22 protein-coding genes are annotated in these 23,372 nt (G+C 42.3%); 16 read left to right on the forward strand and 6 right to left on the reverse strand.

The genetic code is table 11. From position 1 onward, the window contains the following. Positions 1 to 51: 51 nt before the first annotated feature. Both A0256_13250 and A0256_13255 read left to right on the forward strand, forming a co-directional pair. Positions 52 to 420, forward strand: coding sequence for a hypothetical protein (locus tag A0256_13250; protein ID AMR32316.1), 369 nt, complete (start codon positions 52 to 54; stop codon positions 418 to 420). Positions 421 to 575: 155 nt separating this feature from the next. Then, a complete protein-coding gene (locus A0256_13255) occupies positions 576 to 1,157 on the forward strand; it encodes a cyclic nucleotide-binding protein (GenBank protein AMR32317.1) in 582 nt (193 codons plus the stop codon). Positions 1,158 to 1,209: 52 nt separating this feature from the next. Here the strand turns inward: A0256_13255 and A0256_13260 are convergent, their stop codons facing one another. Then, on the reverse strand, positions 1,210 to 2,619 hold the full coding sequence (locus A0256_13260) for a hypothetical protein (protein AMR32318.1): 1,410 nt from the start codon (positions 2,617 to 2,619) through the stop codon (positions 1,210 to 1,212). Between the two features lie 1,306 nt (positions 2,620 to 3,925). On the opposite strand from A0256_13260, the gene A0256_13265 reads away from it, so the two are divergent. The 7 genes from A0256_13265 (at position 3,926) to A0256_13295 (ending at position 11,440) form a co-directional block, all read left to right on the forward strand. Next, positions 3,926 to 4,225 (forward strand): hypothetical protein, encoded by a 300-nt coding sequence (locus A0256_13265; GenBank protein ID AMR32319.1) that lies wholly within the window; start codon positions 3,926 to 3,928, stop codon positions 4,223 to 4,225. A gap of 8 nt (positions 4,226 to 4,233) precedes the next feature. Continuing rightward, positions 4,234 to 6,297 (forward strand): ATPase, encoded by a 2,064-nt coding sequence (locus tag A0256_13270; protein AMR32320.1) that lies wholly within the window; start codon positions 4,234 to 4,236, stop codon positions 6,295 to 6,297. Positions 6,298 to 6,321: 24 nt separating this feature from the next. Then, the gene (locus A0256_13275; protein AMR32321.1) at positions 6,322 to 7,374 is read left to right on the forward strand and encodes a tRNA 2-selenouridine synthase; all 1,053 of its coding nucleotides are present in this window, start codon (positions 6,322 to 6,324) and stop codon (positions 7,372 to 7,374) included. Beyond that, entirely contained in the window at positions 7,355 to 8,395 is a 1,041-nt protein-coding gene (locus tag A0256_13280) for a selenide, water dikinase (protein AMR32322.1), read from the forward strand. The genes A0256_13275 and A0256_13280 overlap by 20 nt, the downstream gene beginning before the upstream one ends. 661 nt (positions 8,396 to 9,056) lie before the next feature. After that, complete coding sequence (locus tag A0256_13285) at positions 9,057 to 9,527, forward strand: hypothetical protein (protein ID AMR32323.1); 471 nt, start codon at positions 9,057 to 9,059, stop codon at positions 9,525 to 9,527. 661 nt (positions 9,528 to 10,188) lie between these two features. Next, the gene (locus A0256_13290) at positions 10,189 to 10,485 is read left to right on the forward strand and encodes a hypothetical protein (GenBank protein ID AMR32324.1); all 297 of its coding nucleotides are present in this window, start codon (positions 10,189 to 10,191) and stop codon (positions 10,483 to 10,485) included. Continuing rightward, the gene (locus tag A0256_13295; protein ID AMR32325.1) at positions 10,466 to 11,440 is read left to right on the forward strand and encodes a hypothetical protein; all 975 of its coding nucleotides are present in this window, start codon (positions 10,466 to 10,468) and stop codon (positions 11,438 to 11,440) included. The genes A0256_13290 and A0256_13295 overlap by 20 nt, the downstream gene beginning before the upstream one ends. A gap of 89 nt (positions 11,441 to 11,529) precedes the next feature. On the opposite strand, the gene A0256_13300 is transcribed toward A0256_13295, so the two are convergent. From A0256_13300 to A0256_13315, 4 genes are all read right to left on the reverse strand, one after another. After that, entirely contained in the window at positions 11,530 to 12,012 is a 483-nt protein-coding gene (locus tag A0256_13300; GenBank protein AMR32326.1) for a hypothetical protein, read from the reverse strand. Positions 12,013 to 12,286: 274 nt separating this feature from the next. Then, complete coding sequence (locus tag A0256_13305; protein ID AMR32327.1) at positions 12,287 to 12,991, reverse strand: hypothetical protein; 705 nt, start codon at positions 12,989 to 12,991, stop codon at positions 12,287 to 12,289. Positions 12,992 to 13,024: 33 nt separating this feature from the next. Then, complete coding sequence (locus tag A0256_13310; protein AMR32328.1) at positions 13,025 to 13,552, reverse strand: hypothetical protein; 528 nt, start codon at positions 13,550 to 13,552, stop codon at positions 13,025 to 13,027. Beyond that, on the reverse strand, positions 13,549 to 14,535 hold the full coding sequence (locus A0256_13315) for a hydroxyacid dehydrogenase (protein ID AMR32329.1): 987 nt from the start codon (positions 14,533 to 14,535) through the stop codon (positions 13,549 to 13,551). Before A0256_13315 ends, A0256_13310 begins: the two co-directional genes overlap by 4 nt. A 644-nt stretch (positions 14,536 to 15,179) precedes the next feature. Here A0256_13315 and A0256_13320 point away from each other — a divergent pair. Beyond that, positions 15,180 to 15,407 (forward strand): hypothetical protein, encoded by a 228-nt coding sequence (locus tag A0256_13320; GenBank protein ID AMR32330.1) that lies wholly within the window; start codon positions 15,180 to 15,182, stop codon positions 15,405 to 15,407. Positions 15,408 to 16,027: 620 nt separating this feature from the next. Here A0256_13320 and A0256_13325 read toward each other — a convergent pair. Next, positions 16,028 to 16,282 carry a hypothetical protein gene (locus tag A0256_13325; GenBank protein ID AMR32331.1) on the reverse strand — a complete coding sequence of 85 codons (255 nt, stop codon included), beginning with the start codon at positions 16,280 to 16,282 and terminating at the stop codon, positions 16,028 to 16,030. A 695-nt stretch (positions 16,283 to 16,977) separates the two neighbouring features. Here A0256_13325 and A0256_13330 point away from each other — a divergent pair. The 6 genes from A0256_13330 to A0256_13355 all read left to right on the forward strand — a co-directional run bounded on the left by A0256_13330 (position 16,978) and on the right by A0256_13355 (position 22,232). Beyond that, positions 16,978 to 18,279, forward strand: coding sequence for a dehydrogenase (locus A0256_13330; GenBank protein ID AMR32332.1), 1,302 nt, complete (start codon positions 16,978 to 16,980; stop codon positions 18,277 to 18,279). A gap of 447 nt (positions 18,280 to 18,726) precedes the next feature. Beyond that, positions 18,727 to 19,866, forward strand: a complete 1,140-nt coding sequence (locus A0256_13335; protein ID AMR32333.1) for a hypothetical protein — start codon at positions 18,727 to 18,729, stop codon at positions 19,864 to 19,866. Between the two features lie 8 nt (positions 19,867 to 19,874). Further along, positions 19,875 to 20,270: a hypothetical protein gene (locus A0256_13340; protein ID AMR32334.1), complete on the forward strand. Its 396-nt coding sequence runs from the start codon at positions 19,875 to 19,877 to the stop codon at positions 20,268 to 20,270. 96 nt (positions 20,271 to 20,366) lie between these two features. Then, the gene (locus A0256_13345; protein ID AMR32335.1) at positions 20,367 to 20,633 is read left to right on the forward strand and encodes a transposase; all 267 of its coding nucleotides are present in this window, start codon (positions 20,367 to 20,369) and stop codon (positions 20,631 to 20,633) included. Between the two features lie 20 nt (positions 20,634 to 20,653). Next, positions 20,654 to 21,361 (forward strand): hypothetical protein, encoded by a 708-nt coding sequence (locus A0256_13350; protein ID AMR32336.1) that lies wholly within the window; start codon positions 20,654 to 20,656, stop codon positions 21,359 to 21,361. Positions 21,362 to 21,875: 514 nt separating this feature from the next. Further along, a complete protein-coding gene (locus A0256_13355) occupies positions 21,876 to 22,232 on the forward strand; it encodes a hypothetical protein (GenBank protein AMR32337.1) in 357 nt (118 codons plus the stop codon). Positions 22,233 to 23,372: the final 1,140 nt, after the last annotated feature.

Raw genomic sequence — 23,372 nt, forward strand, 5'->3', positions numbered from 1 at the left:
TCCCGACGTGATCGTAGTGCTGAACAAAGCCAATGAAAAGAAACTTCGGATGTGGCTTTGCACCCTGAAAAGCAACCGCTGCTGATCTTAATCGGTGGTGCCAGTCATACTTATAGTTTGGCTGCCCGAAGCGACAACGCGGTGTACTGGGTGGACTGCGGCGGCATGATGGGCGACCCTTTTACCGGTATTACGATCAAGCATGGGTATTTTTCAGTCGAACATTATGGTGGAAGCGGCTGGCGTTGGACACGGATCATTACCTTCAAATATTCTGCGGCTGAAAAAAGCTGGTTCCTTTATAAGGATGGGCATGAAAGTTTCCATGCATCCGATCCTGAAACTGTCAAAGAGAAGGTATACACTGTTGAAAATTTTGGGAAAGTGCCGTTCGCCCGTTTCGATATCTACAAAGAATAACTTTTAAATTGACCCTTCTTAATGTTTACGGCCTTGAATCAATTTGAATTTGACCGGGTTTTTTTTACTGTACAAAAAAAAGACACCTAAAACTGATCGGGGGTGTTTCGGAATAGTATGTTTTGATTCATCCATTTAACTAGCTTTGTTTTATCATGTTTGAAGCGTTCGAAAAATATTTAAAGAATTGGGTTGATATTTCTGACGAAGAACTGAAAATTATATACGCGGCGAGTACCGAAAAGTCGATCAGGAAGTGGCAGTCGATCCTTCATGACGGGGAAGTATGGAAGATTACCTGTTTCATTACCAACGGTTGCTTTCGCCTATACAGGTTTGGCAAAGATGGTACCGATCATACGCTGAGGTTTGGTGTAGAAAACTGGTGGATCAGTGACCAGGAAAGTTATAACCACGGGACGCATTCTGAATACAATATTGAGGCTTTAGCCGCAAGTAAGGTGATCATCTGGACAAAGGATTCCTGGGACGAATTAATGGCAACCATACCAGCCCTTAAATTATTTAACGAAAAACTTCTAGCGCGAGGCTATGAAACCAGCCAGCGGCGTATCTACTCTCTGATCAGCTCTTCCGCTGAAGAGAAATATCTGGAGTTTCAAAAAACCTACCCAAGCGTATTTAATAAAGTTCCACTGCATATGGTCGCATCTTATTTAGGGATCTCGCGGGAAACATTAAGCCGCATCAGGAAAGAGTTTACCAAGGCTAAATAAAAAACCTCCCGGAGGTCGCTCCGGGAGGTTTTAGATCGCAGTTATTCAATATTTAAGCTATGGGATGCTGTCCATACGCATCACTGCTGGTCTGGATCTTTTCGCCCAGTTCCAGAATCGTGGCTTCGTCAAACCAGCGGGAAACTAACTGTACGTTGATCGGCAATCTTTCAGAACTAATGGTTACCGGTACCGAAAGCGCAGGCAGGCCTGTTGCGTTGAAAGGTGCTGTAGCGGCCATCACATGGTAAGCCGATACTGTTTTCCCGTCCACCACATACTCTTGCAAACCATTCCCGGTAGCGGTCATTGGATTTACGGGTAACAAAAGCACATCATATTGCAGGAAATAATTGGCAAAATGACTCTTCAGTTCTTCGATCTTGGCTTCAGCGGCTACATAGTCCCTGGCATTTAACAACGGGTAATCCATGGTCGCCTTACCAATGAAATGCATTTCGGATTCGCGGCCTTTAGTGAATTGCTCCATGTAAGGAACTAATTCGCCATAGATCAGGTTAAAGTAGGGGGTCAGCCAATCCGTGTTTTCCATAAAGGGCAGGCGTACTTCTTCTACGTCACAACCGAGGTCCTTCAGTAATTGAGCGGTTGATCTGATTGCGGCAGTGATCTCGGGATCAACCGGGCCGAAAGCAGTATCAGATACCCAGCCTATTTTTAACTTTTGCCCGGGTAATCTGAAATTAGCCGGTTTGGCATCATTGGCAAAAATGCTGTAACCATCAATGCCGTCTGCACCATTAATAATCCCATAAGCTAACGCTACGTCTTTAACCGTACGGGCCATGGCACCGATATGCCAGAACCTGCTCAATGCGGTTGGGAAGTGGCCGGTATAAGGCACACGGCCATGGGTTGCTTTCAAAGCAGCAATGCCGGTAAACGCTGCCGGGCCACGGACAGAAATGGCTACGTCGCTACCCAAACCGATAGGAGAGAGGCCGGCGGCTATAACCGCTGATTCGCCGCCGCTTGAACCACCAGGTGTTCGTTCAGGATTCCACGGGTTTAGCGAGCGTCCTGTCAATAAGTTATCCGATTCCCAATGGGCCGAAAATTCGGGCAGGTTGGTTTTCATCAACGGAATTGCACCTGCGTTTTTCATACGGGTAACGACCGTGGCATCTTTCTCAGGAACAAAACCTGCGAAGATTTGTGAGCCGCGCTGTGAAGGCACACCGGCTGTGTCTATTGCATCTTTAATAGAAAAAGGAACACCATGCAAGGGGCCTAATTGCTCGCTATTGGCAACTGCTTTATCGGCGATAGCCGCAGCTTTGAGTGCCTGCTCACCCATCAGGGTTACCACACCGTTAATGCGTGGATTAATTTCGGCAACACGATCAAGGTGGGCCTGAACTACTTCTACCGAAGTGATCTCTTTGTAGCGGATCATTTTAGCCAACGTACCGGCTTCCTGGTAATAAATTGGAGTTTTCATATACTTTGTTTTTAATGTTCAATTTGTTGGCGCCGGTGCTTCCGATGCCTGAACAAAAGTGGGCAAAGCGCGCTACCTGAAACGAAGCTATATGACACAATTTGGCGTTGACATTTGTCACGCTTTTCAATTACCGGCGTTAAATTTTAACACCCGGACCATTTCAATTATATCTCCTTATGTAGATCAAATTGTTCCCAGAAGCTTGTAGCGTTTCTGTCATGGTAATTAAACCGAAATCTGTATCCAATAAATTCCATCATTACAGTCAAATTTGATCCAGTGATTTTTTGAAGAAAAATCTACCCCGTTTTGGCGGATATGTAAAATGGAATTTATCATGAATACTCAAACTCATCAAACAGCAACCACTCAGTTCGCAGAAGCTGGTGGCATACGCTTCGCTTATCGGCGATTCGACCATTTCCCTCGCTATTCCAAAGATGATGCCTGCCAATCCTGTGGTTGTTTCTAAGGGGATTTAATTAGTGATGGATTCAACCGGTTTACATATTTTTAATAAATTTTGAAAAGCGCCTGAATAATCGCGGAGGAAGATGAAGATATTTCCGTTCCGAGCTGGGTGATTTTTGTCAATTGTCCGATGGATCTGTTGTACAATGCTGCCGAAATTCTACTTACAGGTTGTGATTCGCATAATAACCGTTATTTGGCCGTCGGAATATGTGACCTCGAATGATTTACCGAACTAGATAAAAAGTGAACGGTTGATATCTGTTTTAGATGGTACCTCGCCTGTAGCTATACTAGTATAATTTAAAACCGACAGGCGGACCAAACCCGTGGGAGCAACTTCAGACAATGGGAAAGGAATTCCTTGATTCACTGGAAACGACTATAAACAGGAAATTGCTTGATAGTTTAATTAACCCTAGGTTCTGAAGTTTGATTAAATAACATTCAATTTCATTAATGGGCGCGAATCAGTCCTTAATGCATGTTGTCTGACCGAATCATTAAGGTAAGCCCGTTACTATGTCATCAGCGTAACTGTCGCACTTGACCATGAGAACGGCCAATCACGTGAACGAGACTTCCTCGGTCGCAAATTTTTGACACAAATTTGGTCTAAAGTGATGCTTCGACACCTATCGCGCATTTCGTGAACAATTGCAGTTGCTTCTAGACCTGTTCTTATTTGAGAAAGACCTGCCTAAAGTAAAAACCGGTCGCCGTATACATTTTACGCAGACTAATTGCGCGGGAAAGGAATATGACGCGCAGATCTATTCCATTTTACCGCCTTTGCTAGCCAACTAAAACCATCCCGGTATATGCCGTAGTAATGGATGATAATGCCGGGCTGATGGTGGGGATTAATGTAACGATGATCATCAGCATGGGTACTTCAGTTGTTCCCGCGGTATTAGCAGAGGAGATCGTGAGCACTGGCGGGCAGAATTATATTTTCCGGGTGAAGAAACAGGATGCTGCTGTAATTGTATTTGAACGGGTACGCTTAGCTAAAGGATTAGCTGGTATCGGATATACAAAAATCAATCCGGTAAAGGAAGGCTCAAAGATCGTCGTTAAAAAGAATTTCTTCGTGCGGATAGAAATGGTGAATACAGGCGAAAAAGGATAATACAACTTATGAAAGAGCAACCACAACATGAAGCCGCAACGGCAAAAATACAACCGAGGGTTGATATTTCGTCTGCAAAAGATAAAGATGAAAAGCACGATCATGAACACGCCGGAAACGAGGCTGGTCACGACCATGAGCACGGCGGCATTTTCGGAAATAACACGGAACTCATATTCGCCGCCCTTTCAGGTTCCTTCCTGGCATTAGGCTTCGGACTATCGTTTGTTCATGCCCTTCCGCCGTTAACCAGTACGATTCTTTACGGTGTTGGTTACTTGTTCGGCGGATTTTTTACCACTAAAGAAGCTTACGAGGCGATCAGCAAGGGGCAATTTGAAATTGATTTTCTAATGCTGGTAGCAGCTGTCGGCGCAGCTTTTCTGGGACAATGGGCAGAGGGCGCGCTGTTATTGTTCTTGTTTAGTTTCGGCCATTCCCTTGAGCATTATGCCATGGGTAAGGCGACCAAATCTATTGCCGCTTTAGCCGACCTCGCGCCAAAAACGGCTATCGTGCATCGGAATGGCAAAGAAACGGAAATACCTATCGAGGAATTGGTGTTGGGTGATATCATAATTGTTAAGCCCAACAGCAAGATCTCCGCAGATGGCGCGGTGATCAAAGGGGAAAGTAGTGTGAACCAGGCACCGATCACAGGTGAAAGTGTACCCGTGGATAAATCGCCGGTAGCTGACCCGGATAAGGATCACGAGGATAAAACGCTGAAAGCCGAGAACAAGGTTTTCGCAGGAACGATCAATGGCAGCCAGGTGCTGGAGGTAAAAGTTACTAGGCTGGCCGCAGATTCGACCTTGTCAAGATTAGTTAAATTGGTGAACGATACCGAAGCACAGAAATCGCCGACTCAGTTATTTACCGATAAGTTGCAGAAGTATTATGTACCGGGTGTATTGATCCTGGTTGGGCTTTTACTTTTAGCTTTTTTGGTGATCGATGAACCGTTCAGCAAAAGCTTCTACCGGGCCATGGCGGTATTAGTTGCCGCCAGTCCCTGCGCTTTAGCGATCTCTACACCAAGCGCGGTACTAAGTGCTATCGCCCGTGCGGCAAGAAGCGGCGTACTCATTAAAGGCGGCGGCCCATTGGAAGAATTGGGTGGGTTGACTGCAATTGCCTTTGACAAAACCGGAACACTAACCGAGGGTAAGCCCCAATTAACTGGCGTTGTCGCATTGGGGAAAATGTCGGAAGATGAAGTTTTAGAGATCGCAATTGCAGTAGAAAAATTAAGCGATCACCCATTGGCAGCAGCAATAGTCAAAGGTGGCCTGGAACGTTTAAATCGAAAGGATATTCCATCGGCCATGAATCTGGAGGCAGTTACTGGCCATGGCGTAAAAGCTTCTGTTGGCGGTAAAAATATCATAATCGGAAACCGCAGCCTTTTTAAGAAGTTATCCCCAGAAATCAATGAGCAGGTGGAAAAGCTGGAGAAGGAAGGTAACACGACAATGCTCGTCGAACATGATGGGGGGATCATCGGTTTGGTTTCACTGATGGATGTACCACGTATGGAAGCGAAAAAGACTTTAGCAGAACTAAAGGAATTGGGCATCAAAAAAATGATCATGCTGACCGGAGATAACCAGCAAGTGGCTGACGCTATCGCCAAAGAGATCGGTATTACAGAAGCGATGGGCGGTTTATTGCCGGAACAGAAAGTGAAAGCTGTTCAGGACCTAATCAAAAAGGAAGGGAAAGTCGCCATGATCGGCGATGGAGTGAACGATGCCCCGGCGATGGCTAAAAGTACGGTCGGTATCGCGATGGGTGCCGCTGGTTCCGATGTCGCTTTAGAAACAGCGGATATCGCTTTAATGGCGGACAGGCTGGATAACTTGCCCTTTGCTATTGGGTTGAGCCGTCAGTCGCGCAGAATCATTAAGCAGAACCTGGTGATCAGTTTGGGAATGGTAGCTATATTGATACCCTTAACGATAATAGGTATATCGGGGATAGGACCGGCAGTAGTTGGGCATGAAGGGTCAACGCTGGTTGTGGTATTTAACGGTTTGCGCTTATTGGTTTATCAGAACGGCCGGAAGTAAATAGTAACGTATATTTACTGCGTAATGGTCAAACCGATAACGATTAATAATTTCCTGCTTTTTGAGCACCCTTTTGCTTTAATAGATGTACGCACACCTTCGGAATATGAACATGGCCATATACCGGGCGCGAATAACCTCCCTTTGTTTAGTAACGAGGAAAGGGTAAAAGTGGGAACGACCTATAAGCTAGTTGGCCGGGAGGAAGCGATCCTTTTAGGTTTTGACCTGACCGGTTCCAAATGGTCAGGCTTCATCAAAGATGCTTTAGTGATCGCGCCCGACAAAAAAATCGGTGTTCATTGCTGGCGTGGCGGTATGCGGAGCGCGGCGATGGCCTGGGCGCTTGACCTTTATGGCTTTGAAGTTTATCTGATACAAGGGGGCTACAAAAAATACCGGGGCTGGGTACGTCAGCAGTTTGAAAAGACGTACCAGCTTCAGATACTTGGCGGGATGACGGGTTCTGGTAAAACAAAGTTATTACAGCAATTTATTAAGTTGGGTAAGCAGGTTATCGATCTTGAAGATCTGGCACAGCATCAGGGTTCGTCTTATGGGAGTATGAATAAAATGATACAGCCTACACAGGAACAATTTGAAAACAACCTGGCAGACAAATTAAGATGCTTGGACACACAAAAAAAGGTCTGGGTGGAAGACGAAAGTCTGACCATCGGCAAACGCTCAATCCCTAATCCGTTCTGGCATCAAATGAGGGATGCAGCGATCATCGACATCAAGGTGAATTTGCAGCGACGCGTTAATTCCCTGGCTGCTGAATACGGTTCTTTAGATAAAACGTTCCTGATGGAATCTACTGAACGTATCCGAAAACGACTTGGTCCGGAACAAACCAAATATGCGATTGAAGCCATTATGGAGGGCCGCATGAAGGATTTTGTAAAGATCGTTTTGGTCTATTATGATAAAACTTACCGGACTGGTTTAAGCAAAAGAAACTTTGCACAAGTGTTTCCGCTGGACTTGGACGGTGCTGACCTCGTAACCCAGGCACATCATATTTTAAATTTTAACGACAACTTGCCTTTACCTGATGGATACACAAATAATTAAATTGACCCAATATTCGCATGGTGCTGGTTGCGGCTGTAAGATCAGCCCGGCTATCCTTGACAAGATACTGCATAGCCCAATTATAGCAAGGCCAGATACGAACCTTTTAGTTGGCAATGATAAACGTGATGACGCGGCAGTTTTAGATCTGGGTAATGGTAGTGCCCTGATTTCAACCACAGACTTTTTTATGCCTATCGTGGATGATGCTTATGATTTCGGCCGTATCGCTTCTGCTAATGCCATCAGCGATGTATATGCGATGGGTGGCAAACCCATATTGGCCATTGCTATTTTGGGCTGGCCTATTGATAAGTTACCGCCGGAAGTGGCGCAAAAAGTATTGGAAGGTTCACGGGCTATTTGCGCAGAAGCGGGTATCACTTTAGCCGGAGGCCATAGCATTGATTGCCCGGAACCGGTATTCGGTTTGGCTGTAAGTGGGATGGTTGATATCCCAAATCTCAAACAAAATTCGACGGCTACCGCTGGTTGCCGTTTATATCTGACCAAACCTTTGGGAGTCGGCATTTTATCTACCGCGCAAAAACGTGGCGTGTTGCTGCCTGAAGATGCCGCTGTTGCTTTAAAGAGCATGACCACGCTCAATAAATTGGGCGAAGTTTTTGGTAAGATGGCGTTTGTAACAGCCATGACCGACGTAACCGGTTTTGGTTTATTGGGGCACCTTTCGGAAATGTGTGAAGGCAGCGGTTTGTCCGCTGTAATTAGTTTTGATCAAGTACCGGTCATCCCCTCCCTGAAATATTACCTCGATCAAAATTGTCTCCCTGGTGGCACTCAACGCAATTGGAACAGCTACGGCGAAAAAATCGGTCCGCTAACAGAACATCAAAAATATATTTTGGCCGATCCGCAAACCAGCGGAGGATTATTGGTAGCCGTTGCCGAAGAAAGTGCCATTGAATTCGAGTCTACATTGCGAATGCTCGGGTATAACCTTAGCCCTATCGGCTTCCTGACAGATGACGCTCTTGGATCATTGATCACCATAACGTAAGCGTTATCTAATTAATATCTTGCCTTTCTAAAACTATAGAACAGGAAGTTTTGCCTGGTTTGAAAAGGGGGTATTAAGATCCTTATTGATATAGCGAATCTTTTTAAAATCTCTTTGTAACTGGCTTGTTAACTGGCTCTCCGTATATTTTTTGATCGGCAGGCCGCTGCATTAACCCGGGCAGTTTTCAGAAAAGGTGCCGACCTCCCTATAATTATGGATAGCCCTGCCTGCGATCCGTAGATGATTCGCGATCTGCCTTTTACTGGCGAGAAAATGAAAAGTTGCCCGTTAATGCCACGGGTCAAAATGTTCATACGTTTTGAATATCAGTGATTACTTAATCAATTCACTTTTATCACCTAATTTGGCTTTGGCTTTTTGTATAGCGGCGGCTGATATGTCCCGTGGGTGATTTCATAAAGCACTCTTTTAAAAGAGAATGTAACAGGTTATTGTCCCTGCCACCAATGTTAATGATACTGGCCTTTTAGCTGCTGAAAACCGGGAATAAAATCAAGGGATGATACGGAACCGCTTGCGTTCAGTTAACCTGATTGCGACTTTTCCGGATTTAAACATCATCCCAATCCGCTTTTTGACTATCTTTCATGGATTAACCTCATATTTACAGTTTAAGAGTCTTCATAATGATCATCAAATGAAATTACTATTAACCATTTGTAGCCTTCTAATTGCCGGGTTGTGGTCATCCACAATATTGGCGCAAACATCCCCGGTAGGTGTGCCATCTACACTGAATAATTATCCCTGGACGAACAATGAATTAATGGAACCTGCGGATTTGGGTGTTTACTTAAAGGCACCCCCGGCTAAATGGCCAATGATTTTAAATATCGGCGCAGTCGAAGATATAAAAGGGGCTGAACACATCGGCGCGGTTAGCAAAGATGAAAATATGAAGTTGCTGAAAAACACTGTTGCTGCGCTGCCTAAAAACGCCGTCCTCGTGATTTATTGCGGTTGCTGCCCGTTTACTAAATGCCCGAACATCAGGCCCGCTTTCCTAGAATTAAAAAAAATGGGATTTACGCGTGTTAGATTACTAAACCTACCTGTCAACCTGCAAACCAATTGGGTTGCTAAAGGTTACCCATTGGCAGGAAAGTGATTGAATATACCTTAGGATGACCGTGTGCAAGTACTAATTTAAAATAATGAGTCAAACTCTAAGGTCAGTATCGTTTCCCAACGCCTTGAAGTTTCTTGCCTCGTATTAGAAATCCATCCTTTCTCGATATTCGATATTCCGAAATCTACCAGCCTGCTGAGGCACGCTTTTACCAAGGTTTGACTGGTCTTGCTGTCGAACCAGTTCCGCCGGTAGCGGTCGGACATGGCGTTGGCTGCCGACTTGATTAAGGAATTAGATCGCGTTCCTTTATGATCTCGGATTCTGCTTGCTTCAGTTAGATTTTTTAAAAAGAAGAGCTACCGGCGAAAACAACGCTTTATCAATGAAAAAATAGATCTTAAAATTTAGTTTTCTAAATATTCTGGAAATGGCAAAACTCTTTTACGCTCATTTGTTCATTTTAATAAGAAATAAAGAAGCAATGGACAATAATGAGCTAACTGGCAACAGTTCCAGAAAACGATTTTATAAATGGCGGGGCTAACGATAGCCGGAAGTGCCATGACTGGAATTAATCCTCAAAGCGGAGCCCATGCGCAATCGCCCAACAGCCAACTCGAACGTTTACCTGCCACGCAGGATGACTCTATTGTAACACAGGTTGTTAAACAAACAATTTCTCATTATTGCCGAATAATTGTTTGGCAGTCCGAGGGTTGAAGGCAATATTCGGCTAAGTAAATACATCTTAAAGGGTAATAAACGCGGACTTCAAGTTAAGGCAGAAGCATACCTAGCCATTCGAACTCGCTATCGTATTCCTTTTTCTGCAACTGATTGGAATGGAAATTGTAATATCCAGTCGAATGATAAATTGGATAGAGATGGTGCAAAAGAAAAATGGTTTGCGAACATTAGCTGCAAGGTGGAAGATTTTGATTGGCATAATAGCGGTGTTAACGGTCATTCGTATAATGTTGCCGGGGCTCGTTAAAAATTATGTGAACAAGAAACTGGATGCTTTACCCGGTTATCATGGCCATGTTGATGATATTGATATCGCTTTGTTCCGTGGTGCTTACGTTATAAAGGGCTTGGTTCTCGCTAAAAAAACGGATACCCCTAAATACCCGTTCTTAGCTATCAGCCGCACAGACCTGTCAATTGAGTGGAAGGCACTTCTGCGGGGTAAACTTGTTGGAGAAGTAGAAATGCAGCGGCCGGCGATCCATATTATTGCCGCCACAGAAGATATAGATAAAGAACCCTCACGCCAAAGCTGGACACAAACTATCGATGCGCTTATGCCGATGAAAGTCAACCGCCTGATCGTCACAAACGGAAGGTTCTCTTACCTGGATGCTAAAACTGACCTCCATATTAACAACATGAACCTTACGGCCCTTAACCTGCGCAATGTTGCCTCTGCTCCAGCTGCTTTACCGTCCACAATAAATCTTACTGGAAATACTATTGGAGGTGGTCAACTTAAAGCGGATATGAAAGCTAATGTGATCAAAGAAATCCCTGACTTTAATTTAAACATGCGCCTTAATGGAGCAGACCTTACCGCGTTGAATAGCTTTTTAAAAGAACATGTTAAGTTTGACATTTACCGCGGGACAATTGACCTTTATGGAGAACTGAAAATGACCGACGGCGAGTTTATAGGTTATGTAAAACCATTTATAAAAAACCTAAAAGTTTTAGATATTAAGAAAGACATCAAGAAAAAAGGCGGCATTCTTAATGTGGTGAAAAAAGCTGTTGTGGGCCTTTTTGCCAAAGCGGTTGAAAATCCTAAAACCCATAAAATAGCTACTAAAGTGCCCATTAAAGGTAATATCAAGAATCTAAAAACCGATGGTTGGAAAACTTTTGTGGGCGTTTTAAAAAATGCTTTTGTTAAGGCGTTTAAGCAAGGCATAGACAGCGAGGTGAATAATTAATTGCAAGTTTAGAGGTAGCGTTTTAATAGGGTTTGCTTGTTACGAATGAAACTCCAATATTAACCTTCTTTTTTGCCGATCCAGGCAATTTACTTACTCAGCCTGGCCAGAAAGGTGGACCCTAATCCAGGCGTAGATTTGACATTAATCGTACTGTTTAAAAGGTATAATAAATCTTTGACGGTAGACAATCCAATGCCTGACCCTTGCTTGCCAAACCGGTCTTTAATGTTAAGGGTAACGTTATTATCAAAGATCTTGTCCAGAGAGGCGCAAGGGATACCCATACCGTTATCCTCTACAACGAGTTCGTAGAAGTCGGAATTGTCTTTAAAACTTATTTGTATAAGCCCAATATCCTTATTGTTGTAGCGAATTGTATTATTTAACAGATTCATCAGGATCTGCTCAAAGGCGATAAGCGAAAACTTAATAGTATGTTGCACTTCCGGAAGTGCAACACCAACATTGTCTGGAATCACTAACAATTTCAGCACTTTATCAATTAAACCATTTACTTCGAGTTCCTGCCTTTTTTCCAGCAATAATGAGGGGTCTTTGGAATAAGTCATCATCTCATTTATCAATTCAAACATGTTGTCCGTTGCTGCGATATTGAGATTAACCAGCCGGATGCAACTTTCATGTTGCGGTTATTCAGGTCGTAACCTCAGTGCCTGGGAAATCAGTTTTATACTGCTCAAAGGATTTTTCAAATCATGCGCAGCCATAGGTGCAAACTTTTGAATTAGCACATTAGCGTTCATCAGTTCCTGATTTCAAAAGCAGATCTACGCTTTTAAAATATTTTAATCAGTAATTAAAGCAGGACTTGAAAAGTATAGGTTATGCTGCACTTTCTTTAGCCACTTGTTTATTCGTGCCGGTCTCACGGATAAAGAAGCATAAGATCAATGCCATCGTAATCACAGAAAGCAGGAATAATCCGGCCGACTGAAAATGTGCCTCTTTGTTTATAGCTAATGAAAGGGTCTTACCAAAATAAGATGCGAAAACAGGGCCGAGGCATGATGTAACGCCAAAAGTAATAAAGTTTATGCCGCCTGTCGCGCTGCCTTTTACTTCGTACGGGTTAGCTTCTTTGATCATGGTATAAGGGATCATTGCTGCTCCTGATGCTATCCCGAATAACAACATGCTGATCAGAGCGGGAACCGCATTAGGCAAGAAAAATAATTGCAGAAAGCAACCGAGCATTACAAGACTTCCACCAATTAAAACTGGTTTACGTTGCCCCAGCCTGTCTGATATAAACCCAAGTAACGGACAGCCGATCACCCAGCCCATCGGGACCATTGCATTTATAACGACCGCTGCGGATCTTTCTGTGCCTCTGTCACTGATGAAAAAGGAGATGGCCCAGGTCATCGCAAAAACGGTTGTCGGTACAAAAAGTAAACCGGAGATCAGCCCGCTCATATAAGATTGCGGGTTACTAAAAACGATCTTATAGGGAAGCAGCACATTCCGCGAATCCGCCCCTGATGCCGGCAAGGTTTCTTCTCTGGGCGTAGTAAAGAGCAACATCATAGAGATCAGCCCACAAGCAACACCCACTATTAACTAAAAAGTCTGCACAGGTAACCCATTTTGAATGAGTGGCCCTGTGATAAATTGTCCGGATGATCCGCCCAGCATGCCCATACATTGAGTGAAGCCGATAGCGGTGGCAATATATTTAGCGGCAAAGCCATGCGCGGCAAGATAAACGCAGCCGGTGAAAGAAAAAGCGCTGCCTGCTCCTTGCAGTAACCTGCCGGCATAGCCGCTTGACAATCCTGACATGGAAAAAAGCAAACAACCTAAGCATAAAATACCGGCACCTATTGAGATAGGATATTTAGCGCCGTAGCGGTCATAAGCAACACCGGCGAGCAAACTGGCTAAAGCATAAGTGTAATAGTAAGCGCCAAGTATAGAGCTGATCTCGTAAGCCGATAAATTGAATGCATTTGAAAGTTCCCCGATCATTACTGCCGGAGATGAGCGGATGGCGTACTGAAGAAGATAAAACACACATCCCAGTGCCCATGATATGATAAACCCGTGTTTTAGTTTTTTGTCAAATCCAGCCCCGATAGCGGCGCTCATGACTTGACCACATTGAGCAATGGTGAACCTGCCGCAAAGCAATCTGCATTTAAAAAAGTGGTTTCGGCTATTTGCTGCATGGCCTCCCTCGTGAAAAATCCCTGATGAGAGGTTATTAATACATTGGGGAATGAGATCAATCGTGCGATAAGATCATCCTGAATGATATCGCCAGATAGATCATGGAAGAAAAGTGCCGATTCCTGTTCGTAAACATCAAGTCCGAGATAGCCAAGCTGGCCAGATTTCAATGCTTCAATAACGTCAGCTGATGCTACCAGTGCGCCCCTGCTTGTATTGATGAGCATAGCACCTTTTTTGAATAGCTTTAGCGTTTCCTGATTGATCATATGTTTCGTGTCGGCTGAAAGCGGGCAATGTAAAGACACGATTTCGGCATCGCAAAGCGCCTCCTTCAAATCTCCATAGATTAGACCATCGGCTATTAATGTTTTATCCGGAAAAGGATCATAGGCGATCACCTCGCATCCAAATCCTTTAAGGATCTTGTAGAAAGCTTTTCCGACGTTGCCTGTTCCAATCAGCGCAACCTTGCACCCGTGCAAATTAAATCCCATCAGTTTTTCCAGGGAGAAGTTCCCTTCCCTGATCCGGTTATAGGCTTTATGTGTCTTGCGGTTCAGGGTAAGTATCATGGCCATTGCATGTTCTGCGACAGCCTCTGGAGAATAGGCAGGTACTCTTAAAATCTTAATGTCGTATTCGCGTGCGGCATCAAGATCAACATTATTAAAACCGGCGCACCGCAACAGCAGTAGTTTGATGCCATTTTGTTTTAAGGCGCTCAGTATCTCGCGGTCGGCCTTGTCGTTGACAAATACGCATAATGCATCAAAATCCTTGGTAAGTGCTACGTTCTGGAGGTTCAATGCCTGTGCAAAGAAAACGAGTTCATGGCCGGTATTGTATTTTTCAAGAAATTCCTGATCATAGGCGCAGGTACTAAAAACAGCAATTCTCATATGTATTAGGCGTTTCCGGTAAGGTAGTCATATTATAACGGTAAACATGAACAATTAAGTTTCTGCTCTAAACTTGTTATGTCTTGGGGATTTTAAAGCGGCACATTTTGTTCTGTTTAACTAGTAGGACAAAGCTAATTCATCTGTTGAAAGCAACGATTTATATGCAACAAAATGAATTGCTTTTACTTATTGGTAATACATGAATTTAAAAGATAAAGATGAATCGATAGGTGTTGTAAGCGATAATTCTACATTGGTTGTAGGAAAGGAGAGATTCTACCCATTACTAATATAATGCCCATTCACAGTGATTTAGGCCTGAAAAATGTAACTTAAAAAAAGAATGACGAAAGGAGGAAATTTATTATCCTTTAGTTTAAGTATTGATCCTCTGTTATTTAAGTTTAATTTACGCTATAGTTGTTAACTTCAAGTTGAATGGTTTTCAACTTTTTTTTGAAATGCCTTTAACGGGACTGACTGGCGAGGAAAGGGTGGGTGCAGGGATTTTAGCAGATGACGGTCGTTTTAATAGCCTTTGAGAAGAATTAGCAGGCCTGCTTATTACTGTAGAAAGATTGAGTTTATTGAAGCAGTCAGCCATTGGTTTGCTAAAAGAAAATGATCAGGTGGTATAGACGGTGATCGGCAACCTGAACCAGTTTTTCAACCCATGTGTTGACCCGGTAAATGCCATAGCGGCTGACACCCGTCTTTCGGAAAGAAGTATTCAGCTTAAGTTTCAAAAGAATACGGGCTATTCTGTTAAAGAGCTTCTCCGCTTTTTGCGCTTTAAAGAAGTCATCGCCTATATCCTTTGGCTTTTCAATAGAGTCCGGCAGAAGATATTTGCCGAGGTATTAGAATGAATAGCCAAATGCCTAATTATCGATCTTCCTTGGATGCAATCATCTGTTATAAACAAAAGTGCCCTTCATGAGCAGAGGATCAAAGATAATTTTCTTCAGAAAGCGGGCATAGGTTAGCAGGAAGCTTTTTCGATGATGGAAGCCACTAGCCCATAACCGTTATTAATATATTTGACCTGTTTCCCCGCGCCAAATAGAAGTGGCTGCGTAAGCCTGTTAAAGATAATTATGATATCGTCATTGAGAGCGAGTTATTACGTTGCGCCGTCGCCGAACGATAACTTTGAAACGGAAAATGACAATTTAGGCCCAAATGGTGATGTGCAGGAGAATCTGAAGCGTGCAGAACCATGCAAAGATGAAAATCCGTGCGAGCGCCCGGTTGCCTAATAGCCTCACCATTTGGTGTAATTTTGTGTTTGGGCAGGTGGACTTTTAGAAAATCCCGTTCCTTTTCCGTAATGGTATCAGGGAAGTTTTTGCGGATATGGGCTTCGGCTTCTGTCAAAACATCATTAATGGATTTCGTCAGCATCCTGATTTTCGGCTCAGGAATTTTTCCGGCTATAGAAAAAGGCGAGAGTTTTGCGGCGTAAGGATCTCGTCTGTATAGGCATTACCTAACCCTGCACCACCTTTCCCTCCTGCAAAACAGTTTTAATAGGTTTCATTATCCCCTTAAGTGCTTGATTTAGGTACCCTTCACGCATATGCAAAGCGTCGGGAACTTTTGATATTTCCGGATCGAGGGATAGTATAACCGCTTTTTGCCAATCAGTAATAGCCAGCCCGGTACCATCTGAAAACAGCAACTCAGCGATTGTAAACTTGTTTTCGTGCTTGCCTTCGTACCATAGCATAGATCCATATAGCATCAACTGCAGGCTTAAAACGTGGTGATTCGCAAATTTAAAATATATTTACTTGCCTATCCGGTTGATAGCAATGTGCTTATGCTTTTCAAGCGCGTCTTTAAATGCAGCTTCTGGCAATTTTAGCCTCCGAAGGACAAGAATGCTGATGTCGGTTAAGGTTTTACCGACCAACCGGTCAGCAAGGTTAGTGCAAAATTACGGTGCTATAGCCGAAGCATTCTTAAAACGTGATCTGGCAACTGTTACCGTGAATTTTTTAAGAGATTAATTTGGTCGACCCGGCACATATCTTACCAAAAACGATGAGTCAAACTGTGCGTTCATTATCATTTTTAACGCACTTAAAGATCTTTCCTGATCTTAAAGAGCTGTCATTTCTCTTTATTATAATTACGAATTTATTTGCCTGCTGGGTATATCTTTAATAGCTTTTGATTGGTCTTGCTGCCCTACAGGTGAGATCAGGAAGTTCATTAGTTGCATGGCTGTTAACTCGTCGATAGCTCAGTAGCCGTGCCTGGTGATGATAGTAACTGCGTGCTTAAATTAGTTTTTTAAAAGCAGAGCTATCTGTGAAAATAATGGTTTATTATTAAACGATAATATTCTCAAAAAATAATAGTTTTTTAAATATTGTGAAAAGGCAAAAACTCTTTTACGCTCGTTTGTTCATTTGAATAATATATGCAGAACAAATGGACAACAATGAGCTAACTGGAAACAGTTCCAGAAAACGATTTATTAAAATGGCAGGTCTAACGATAGCTGGAACTGCCATGGCTGGAATTAATCCTCAAAGCGAAGCCCATGCGCAATCGCCCAACAGCCAGCCCGAACGTTTACCTGCCACGCAAGATGACCCAATAGTGCTAGAAAAATGGAAGTCTGAAGTTGATCAGCAAAACGCACCTACGCCGACGCCACTTGCGCCAGCTCAGCGTGTAGGTTATGCTGTTGTTGGCCTTGGGCACCTTTCTTTGGAAAATATACTGCCGGCCATTACGTCATGTAAAAAGTCGAAATTGGTGGCTCTTGTAAGCGGAAGTCCAGAAAAACTGAAAAAAGTTGCCGCCCAGTATGGGGTTAAATCAAAGAATTGTTATAGCTACCAAACGTATGATACCCTCAAATTTAATAAAGAGGTTGAAGTGATCTATATTGTTTTGCCTAACGGGTTGCATAAAGAGTTTGTAATACGTGGAGCAAAAGCTGGCAAACATATTTTGTGCGAAAAACCAATGGCTAACACTTCAGCAGAATGCCGGGAGATGATTACTGCGTGCAACCAGGCAGGCGTTAAACTGATGATAGCTTACCGGATTCAATACCAGCCACATAGCCGGAAGGTTCGCGAAATGGTTCAACAAAAGGCCCTTGGAAACCCTAAACTGATTGAAGCATCTAACTCGCAAAGTAGCGCCAACCCGCAGCACTGGCGCCACAAGAAGGCTCTTGCGGGTGGTGGAGCGCTTCCGGATATCGGTTTGTATTGCCTGAACACTATTCGTTTTATTTTAAATGAGGAGCCGTCCGAAGTTTTTGCTTACCAGTACAGCACGCCCGGCAACCCTCTTTTTACTGAGGTAGAGGAATTAGTGTCATGGCAAATGCGTTTCCCAAGCGGGCTGATTGCTAATTGTACAACGGACTACAACGTCCACGAGAGCAGGCATTATCGTGTACTTTGCGAAAAGGGATGGCTGAACATGGACAAAGCTTTCGGCTATAATGGCCAAAAGTTACAGTCTGCCAAAGCCGAGGGTAAGCTAGAAATGCAACAGGATATCGGTTTGGCGGAAACCGAACAGTTCGCAGTAGAAATGGATCATTTTTCAGATTGTGTGATCTATAACAAAAAGCCCTTCACCCCGGGGGAAGAAGGTTTACAGGACCATATATTGATGGAGGCGATTTACCAATCAGCTCAAGCTGGACAACCTGTAAAAATTACGGGGCTGTTGCCAGTAGGGTATCGCGGACCGGAGCCGATTTTATAGATAATTTAGATTATAACTGGTTCATTAGTGATTATTTGCGATATTAATTGTCTGGTAGGCGCTCACGGTTACGGAATGTAAGAAAAAATTTAATTAGTTACAACATCAGTCAAATGAGGAGTAAGAATTATTTTTGAATTTGATTGTTGATCTGCATTTTGCGGCTTCTTAATGATTGACCTAATAACAAGTTAATAAGAAAACTTTTGATTCAACACACATTAAAAAATGAGGGTCTGTCTTCTTTAGATAACCGGAAGTTGAATTACGGAGCGTTTGTTGCAGGGACTAATGTTCTTATTGTAAGGCAACCTGTTAAAGCCTGATTTTCCGATCAAGATATTTTTTTGCGCTTTATAAAATACAGTGGTTTGGAAACTGAATTTGCTATCTAATAAATTCCTTCAAATATTTATACCATTTGATCTATTAAACCGTTTCTTTTCAATGCAGCGTCATCAGATCCCCAAGGTCAAGATGATCATCATGCGCAAGCGGTTCATCGAAGGTGATTTCTGTGCTCATTCGCTAGCCAAAAAATTAAAACTTTCTACGGTAACCACCTGGCGGTATCTAAAAGAGTTCGAACTTATTCAAGCTATTTATCCGGAACGAATTGAGGATATGGACTTTTATATGCCAAAACCACCCAAAAGTCATCGGTTAACTCCTTTATATGTAGAGCTGATGAATGTTTTGCCAGCTCTGATAACAGCATATCCGGCAGGTAGTAAAGCAAAACCCATCTGGGAGAAATGCCGCTTGGGTTATCCCAAAGGGTATACTTATGAGCCATTTAAAGATATCTACTACTCGTTCGCAAAGAGCTTTAATAATACTCAATCCGTTTCTTTTCTCAAATTCATATCTATTTCTGACCTTAAAGTGCTTGGTAAATGGCGAATAGGGAATGATCATCGGAGGTGGCAAATTGCAACGGTGCTCCGGGAGGCACTTACATGCTCTACAAAAGCGAGGCTAGTGGAAAAAGCGGATTGCGAACGGAAAACGGTAACCGGCTGGCTCAATATTTATCAAACTAAAGGTTTGAAAGGGTTTGATATTGCAGTCCGTAAGCCAACTAAAGAGGTTGTAATGCGCATAGCACTGCGCAAGGATAATTTGATGAAATTACTCCATGAGACGCCCAAGCTATATGGCATGAACAGAACCAGCTGGACGATCACCGCTCTTACAGAGATCTATAACCGGATCCATCAGCAATCTCTTGTGTCCTATATGCAGATTTCCCACTCACTTAAAGCTTTAGGATTTAGTTACAAAAAGTCAAGAGACATGTTGGTTAGTCAGGATCCGAAATTCCGTGAAAAGATTAGCCTAATTCAGCGCATACTGCAACAATTAAAACCCAATGAAAAGTTCTTTTCAATAGATGAATACGGCCCTGTAGGTATACGTCTCAAGGGCGGACGCACTCTTAAGCATAGCAATGCTCAACCAGAGGTTATTCCAGAAAAACAAAAATCGAAAGGGTTTATTATCTTTACTGCGGCATTAGAACTGTCTACCAATCAAGTAACCCATTTATATTCGCAAAAAAAAATACTTTTGAAACGCTCAAATTAATTGAACGTTTGATAATTGAATATTCTGATCAGGAGCGGATATATCTGAGCTGGGATGCCGTTAGCTGGCATAATTCGAAGATTTTAAAGCTTTTCATTGAAGATCACAACAAATTATCAAAACCCGAGATTGTCGTAGCACCATTACCTTCATGCACGCAGTTCCTAAATGTAATCGAATCCGTATTTTGTGGATTAGCTAAAGCTGTTAATCATAACAGCAACTATGCCTCGACGTTAGAGTGTCAGCACGCCATAGATTTACATTTCAAAACACGTAATCAGTATTTTAAAATCAATCCAAAGCGAGCGGGCCGCAAGATCTGGGGAAAAGAACTGGTGACAGCAAAATTTAGCGAAACGCAACATACTCGCAGTCGTAATGGAATGCGGGGTGCAACTTAAAACGAGAACTACGTTGATTAATTAATTCCATTGTAACCCCTCCTAAAAACCGGACTGCATAAAAGACGAAAAGTCTTAACTTTAACCAGTCAAACGATTAAGAACTCGATTATTACCGAAGCACAGATTGTAAAGGCCATCAAAGAATATGAAGGAGGCCGTGAACTAAACGATGTATGCCGTGAACTGGGCGTACACAAATCCACCTTTTATAATTGGCGTAAAAAGTATTCAGTCATGGACAGCCAGGAGCTAAAGCGGCTGAAAGAGCTGGAGGATGAGAACCGCAAACTGAAGCATATGTATGCGGAACTTGCTTCAGATCACAGCCTGTTAAAAGACGTTCTCTCAAAAAAGTTCTAAAGCCCTGCCAGCGCAAGGACATGGTTGCTTATTTGTTGGAATACCGGCAGGTAAGTAACAGCAGGGCTTGCCGGGTAGTGAAGATGCCCAAATTTATTTATTATTATAAGAACGTCAGAGTTGATTCAGAAACGATCGATAAACTGCTTGAGCTATCGGAACGGCATCCTACTGAAGGGCAGGATCTGTATTACAGCCGTATCCGCCAGCAAGGCTTAACCTGGAATTATAAACGTGTAAGGCGGATTTACCTGTTGCTGGGCATGACCCGCCGCAGAAAGGTCCGCAGACGTGTACCTGCCAGGATAAAAGTGCCGTTGATGGTTCCTGAACGTGCTGGACAGATGTGGTCTATGGATTTTATGAGTGATGTATTAAACAGCAAAAGGAAGTTCAGGACGCTGAATATTGTAGATGATTATAACCGGGAAGCCATTACGGTAGAAGCTGCGTATACCATGCCGGCCACCAGAGTAACCCAAATCTTGGAGCGAACCATTCATGAGCAAGGCAAGCCAAGCTGTATAAGGGTAGATAATGGCCCTGAGTTTATCAGTAAGGAGTTCATGGATTGGTGTGAAAGCAAAGGTATCACAGTGCAATATACGCAACCAGGCAAGCCAATGCAGAACGGCTACATCGAGCGGTTCAAAAGAACGTTCCGCGAAAATATACTTGACGCATACCTTTTCGAAGATATTTATCAGGAACACATCCTTAGCCGATGAGTGGAGGGAAGATTACAATTACAGCAGGCCGCATAAAGCACTGGGAGGAATAACGCCAGACCTGAACAAGCGGCTAAACTGTGGAGATATTGACAACTCTATCGAGTTTCCAACATCTCCACAGTTACAACAACAATAATTATATTTTTGAATTAAATAAGTCTATAAAACACCAGTCCGAACTAAGGGAGGGTTACACCATTTCTAGCGAATCGTGTAGAAAGTATTAAAGTGTTATTATATTAATAAACCAAGTCACTAACTTATTTTCAAAAATTTTATTAATGTTCTTTTCAAAACGAGTTGGTCAACTTTTTTAATCAGCAATGCGGACACCACGGCCCATAGCCCCTCAACAATATTAATCGACTAAGACTTAATACGGCCTAACAATTTAGTTCACTGGAATATATTTTTGTTTCAGATTAATTTTTTAAATTTAAATCGATAAATAATCTTAATTATTCTGTGAGAGATTATAATTAAACAACATCCTAAACCTGAAACCGTTCCAATGGCTGATCATGATGGACAGATTATAGAATTTGTCATTAGAAAAAAAGGCTATAGCCTGACCAATCTTGCTAAAGAATTAAATGTCAATAGACGAAGTGTTTACAACTGGTTTAAATCTGAGACGTTGAAAGATAATATTATCAGGACTATAGGCTTGACGATAAGACATGATTTTTCTGCCGAATTTTCAGAGCGTTTTTCCAAGAAAGATTTTGATTTCAAGAATTTAATTTTAAAAGTTGTTGATGCCTCTTCGAGTATAAAATATGATGATTCAAATGATTGGAAAGATAGATATATCCGTCTATTAGAAAAGTACAACGAAATGCTTGTAAAGGAAACTCCTCGCTCATAGGTTGGCAGTGAATTTTTTTTTGAACCTTTAGTGTTTCAATTTTGTCTTGTGTCGGATTGAGCGGTTGGATATTTTCATACCCGTTTACGCCTTTTGCAGATAATTTTTCTATTGCCAATAAGAATTCGCACGGTAAATCCTTTTCGCAATAACGAGTAAGTAGGGAATTATCCTGGACATTGCGATACACCCCAGCATATCAAGTCGTACCTGTGACCGATTCGTGACGACTATATTAGATTTCAAAGATTTGAGCAATAAGTAATTGGGTAACAAATCCAAAGCAGAAAAGCTTTTCAGCCGCATCCTGCGAGATCGCAGGATTAATTACCCATTGAAATGTAGTGCCGCTTACCTATAGTGTAAAATTCGGAATCGACCTGTCATCTTCTATGACTCGCTAATTCGAATTTTATAGTGTGCGTAACATGCTCCGGCTTAACAGCTTTATTAAATAAAAAATGAATTAATTTGAAACCCCAACGTCCATAGATTCGGTAGAAAGATTTAAAAAGTTTTCTTTAAAACTCTTAAATAATTACGCTTAAAAAATGTCATCATTTAAATGAATAGATCAAAAACAAGAATGTTAGCAATCATTAGGTATCATAAACAAGGACGGTCACTTAAGTTATTACGGATAAAAAATGTCTTTTACGTTGGACCAACCAAAAATTACTAATCGGTTCGAGTTTGCCAATTTTCTTAAAATCGCTAGTTACTATTGTGCCTTTAAAAGTAATAATATTCTTTTCGTTTAGCTTACAAACACAGCATCTTGTTCAAACTATGTCTTTCAATTTATATTTTATCTTTCCGTTATGCAGAGGAGAATGTTGCCGAAACTTATCTTAGAGGTGTGTTGAAGCGTTTATATTTAATCCTTGTCACAACTGTATCTAACTCAATATTAGACAGTAATATAGTAATTGAGGGTAACTTTAGTATGTTGGACTTGCATGCATGCCATACTACTTTTTTTATAAACAAGAATCAACAGAGTATATTTTAGGTATTTTCCAATTCTGTCATTAAACTGATATGTTTAACAAGTAATTAGCTAAGCTTATGATTTTGTGTTAAATATATTTAAAATTTTTAACGCTATAATAATTGAAAATTATTTATGGCGTATGGTGC

This window comes from Mucilaginibacter sp. PAMC 26640, from assembly GCA_001596135.1.
Lineage (GTDB): Bacteria > Bacteroidota > Bacteroidia > Sphingobacteriales > Sphingobacteriaceae > Mucilaginibacter.

Bases quoted from the DNA above. Each gene is read 5' to 3' on its own strand.
- A0256_13255 (AMR32317.1), top strand. From the start codon at position 576: ATGTTTGAAGCGTTCGAAAAATATTTAAAGAATTGGGTTGATATTTCT.
- A0256_13260 (AMR32318.1), bottom strand. From the start codon at position 2,619: ATGAAAACTCCAATTTATTACCAGGAAGCCGGTACGTTGGCTAAAATG.
- A0256_13265 (AMR32319.1), top strand. From the start codon at position 3,926: ATGGATGATAATGCCGGGCTGATGGTGGGGATTAATGTAACGATGATC.
- A0256_13270 (AMR32320.1), top strand. From the start codon at position 4,234: ATGAAAGAGCAACCACAACATGAAGCCGCAACGGCAAAAATACAACCG.
- A0256_13275 (AMR32321.1), top strand. From the start codon at position 6,322: ATGGTCAAACCGATAACGATTAATAATTTCCTGCTTTTTGAGCACCCT.
- A0256_13280 (AMR32322.1), top strand. From the start codon at position 7,355: ATGGATACACAAATAATTAAATTGACCCAATATTCGCATGGTGCTGGT.
- A0256_13285 (AMR32323.1), top strand. From the start codon at position 9,057: ATGAAATTACTATTAACCATTTGTAGCCTTCTAATTGCCGGGTTGTGG.
- A0256_13295 (AMR32325.1), top strand. From the start codon at position 10,466: ATGTTGCCGGGGCTCGTTAAAAATTATGTGAACAAGAAACTGGATGCT.
- A0256_13300 (AMR32326.1), bottom strand. From the start codon at position 12,012: ATGACTTATTCCAAAGACCCCTCATTATTGCTGGAAAAAAGGCAGGAA.
- A0256_13305 (AMR32327.1), bottom strand. From the start codon at position 12,991: ATGATGTTGCTCTTTACTACGCCCAGAGAAGAAACCTTGCCGGCATCA.
- A0256_13310 (AMR32328.1), bottom strand. From the start codon at position 13,552: ATGAGCGCCGCTATCGGGGCTGGATTTGACAAAAAACTAAAACACGGG.
- A0256_13315 (AMR32329.1), bottom strand. From the start codon at position 14,535: ATGAGAATTGCTGTTTTTAGTACCTGCGCCTATGATCAGGAATTTCTT.
- A0256_13325 (AMR32331.1), bottom strand. From the start codon at position 16,282: ATGCTATATGGATCTATGCTATGGTACGAAGGCAAGCACGAAAACAAG.
- A0256_13330 (AMR32332.1), top strand. From the start codon at position 16,978: ATGGACAACAATGAGCTAACTGGAAACAGTTCCAGAAAACGATTTATT.
- A0256_13335 (AMR32333.1), top strand. From the start codon at position 18,727: ATGCAGCGTCATCAGATCCCCAAGGTCAAGATGATCATCATGCGCAAG.
- A0256_13350 (AMR32336.1), top strand. From the start codon at position 20,654: ATGGTTGCTTATTTGTTGGAATACCGGCAGGTAAGTAACAGCAGGGCT.
- A0256_13355 (AMR32337.1), top strand. From the start codon at position 21,876: ATGGCTGATCATGATGGACAGATTATAGAATTTGTCATTAGAAAAAAA.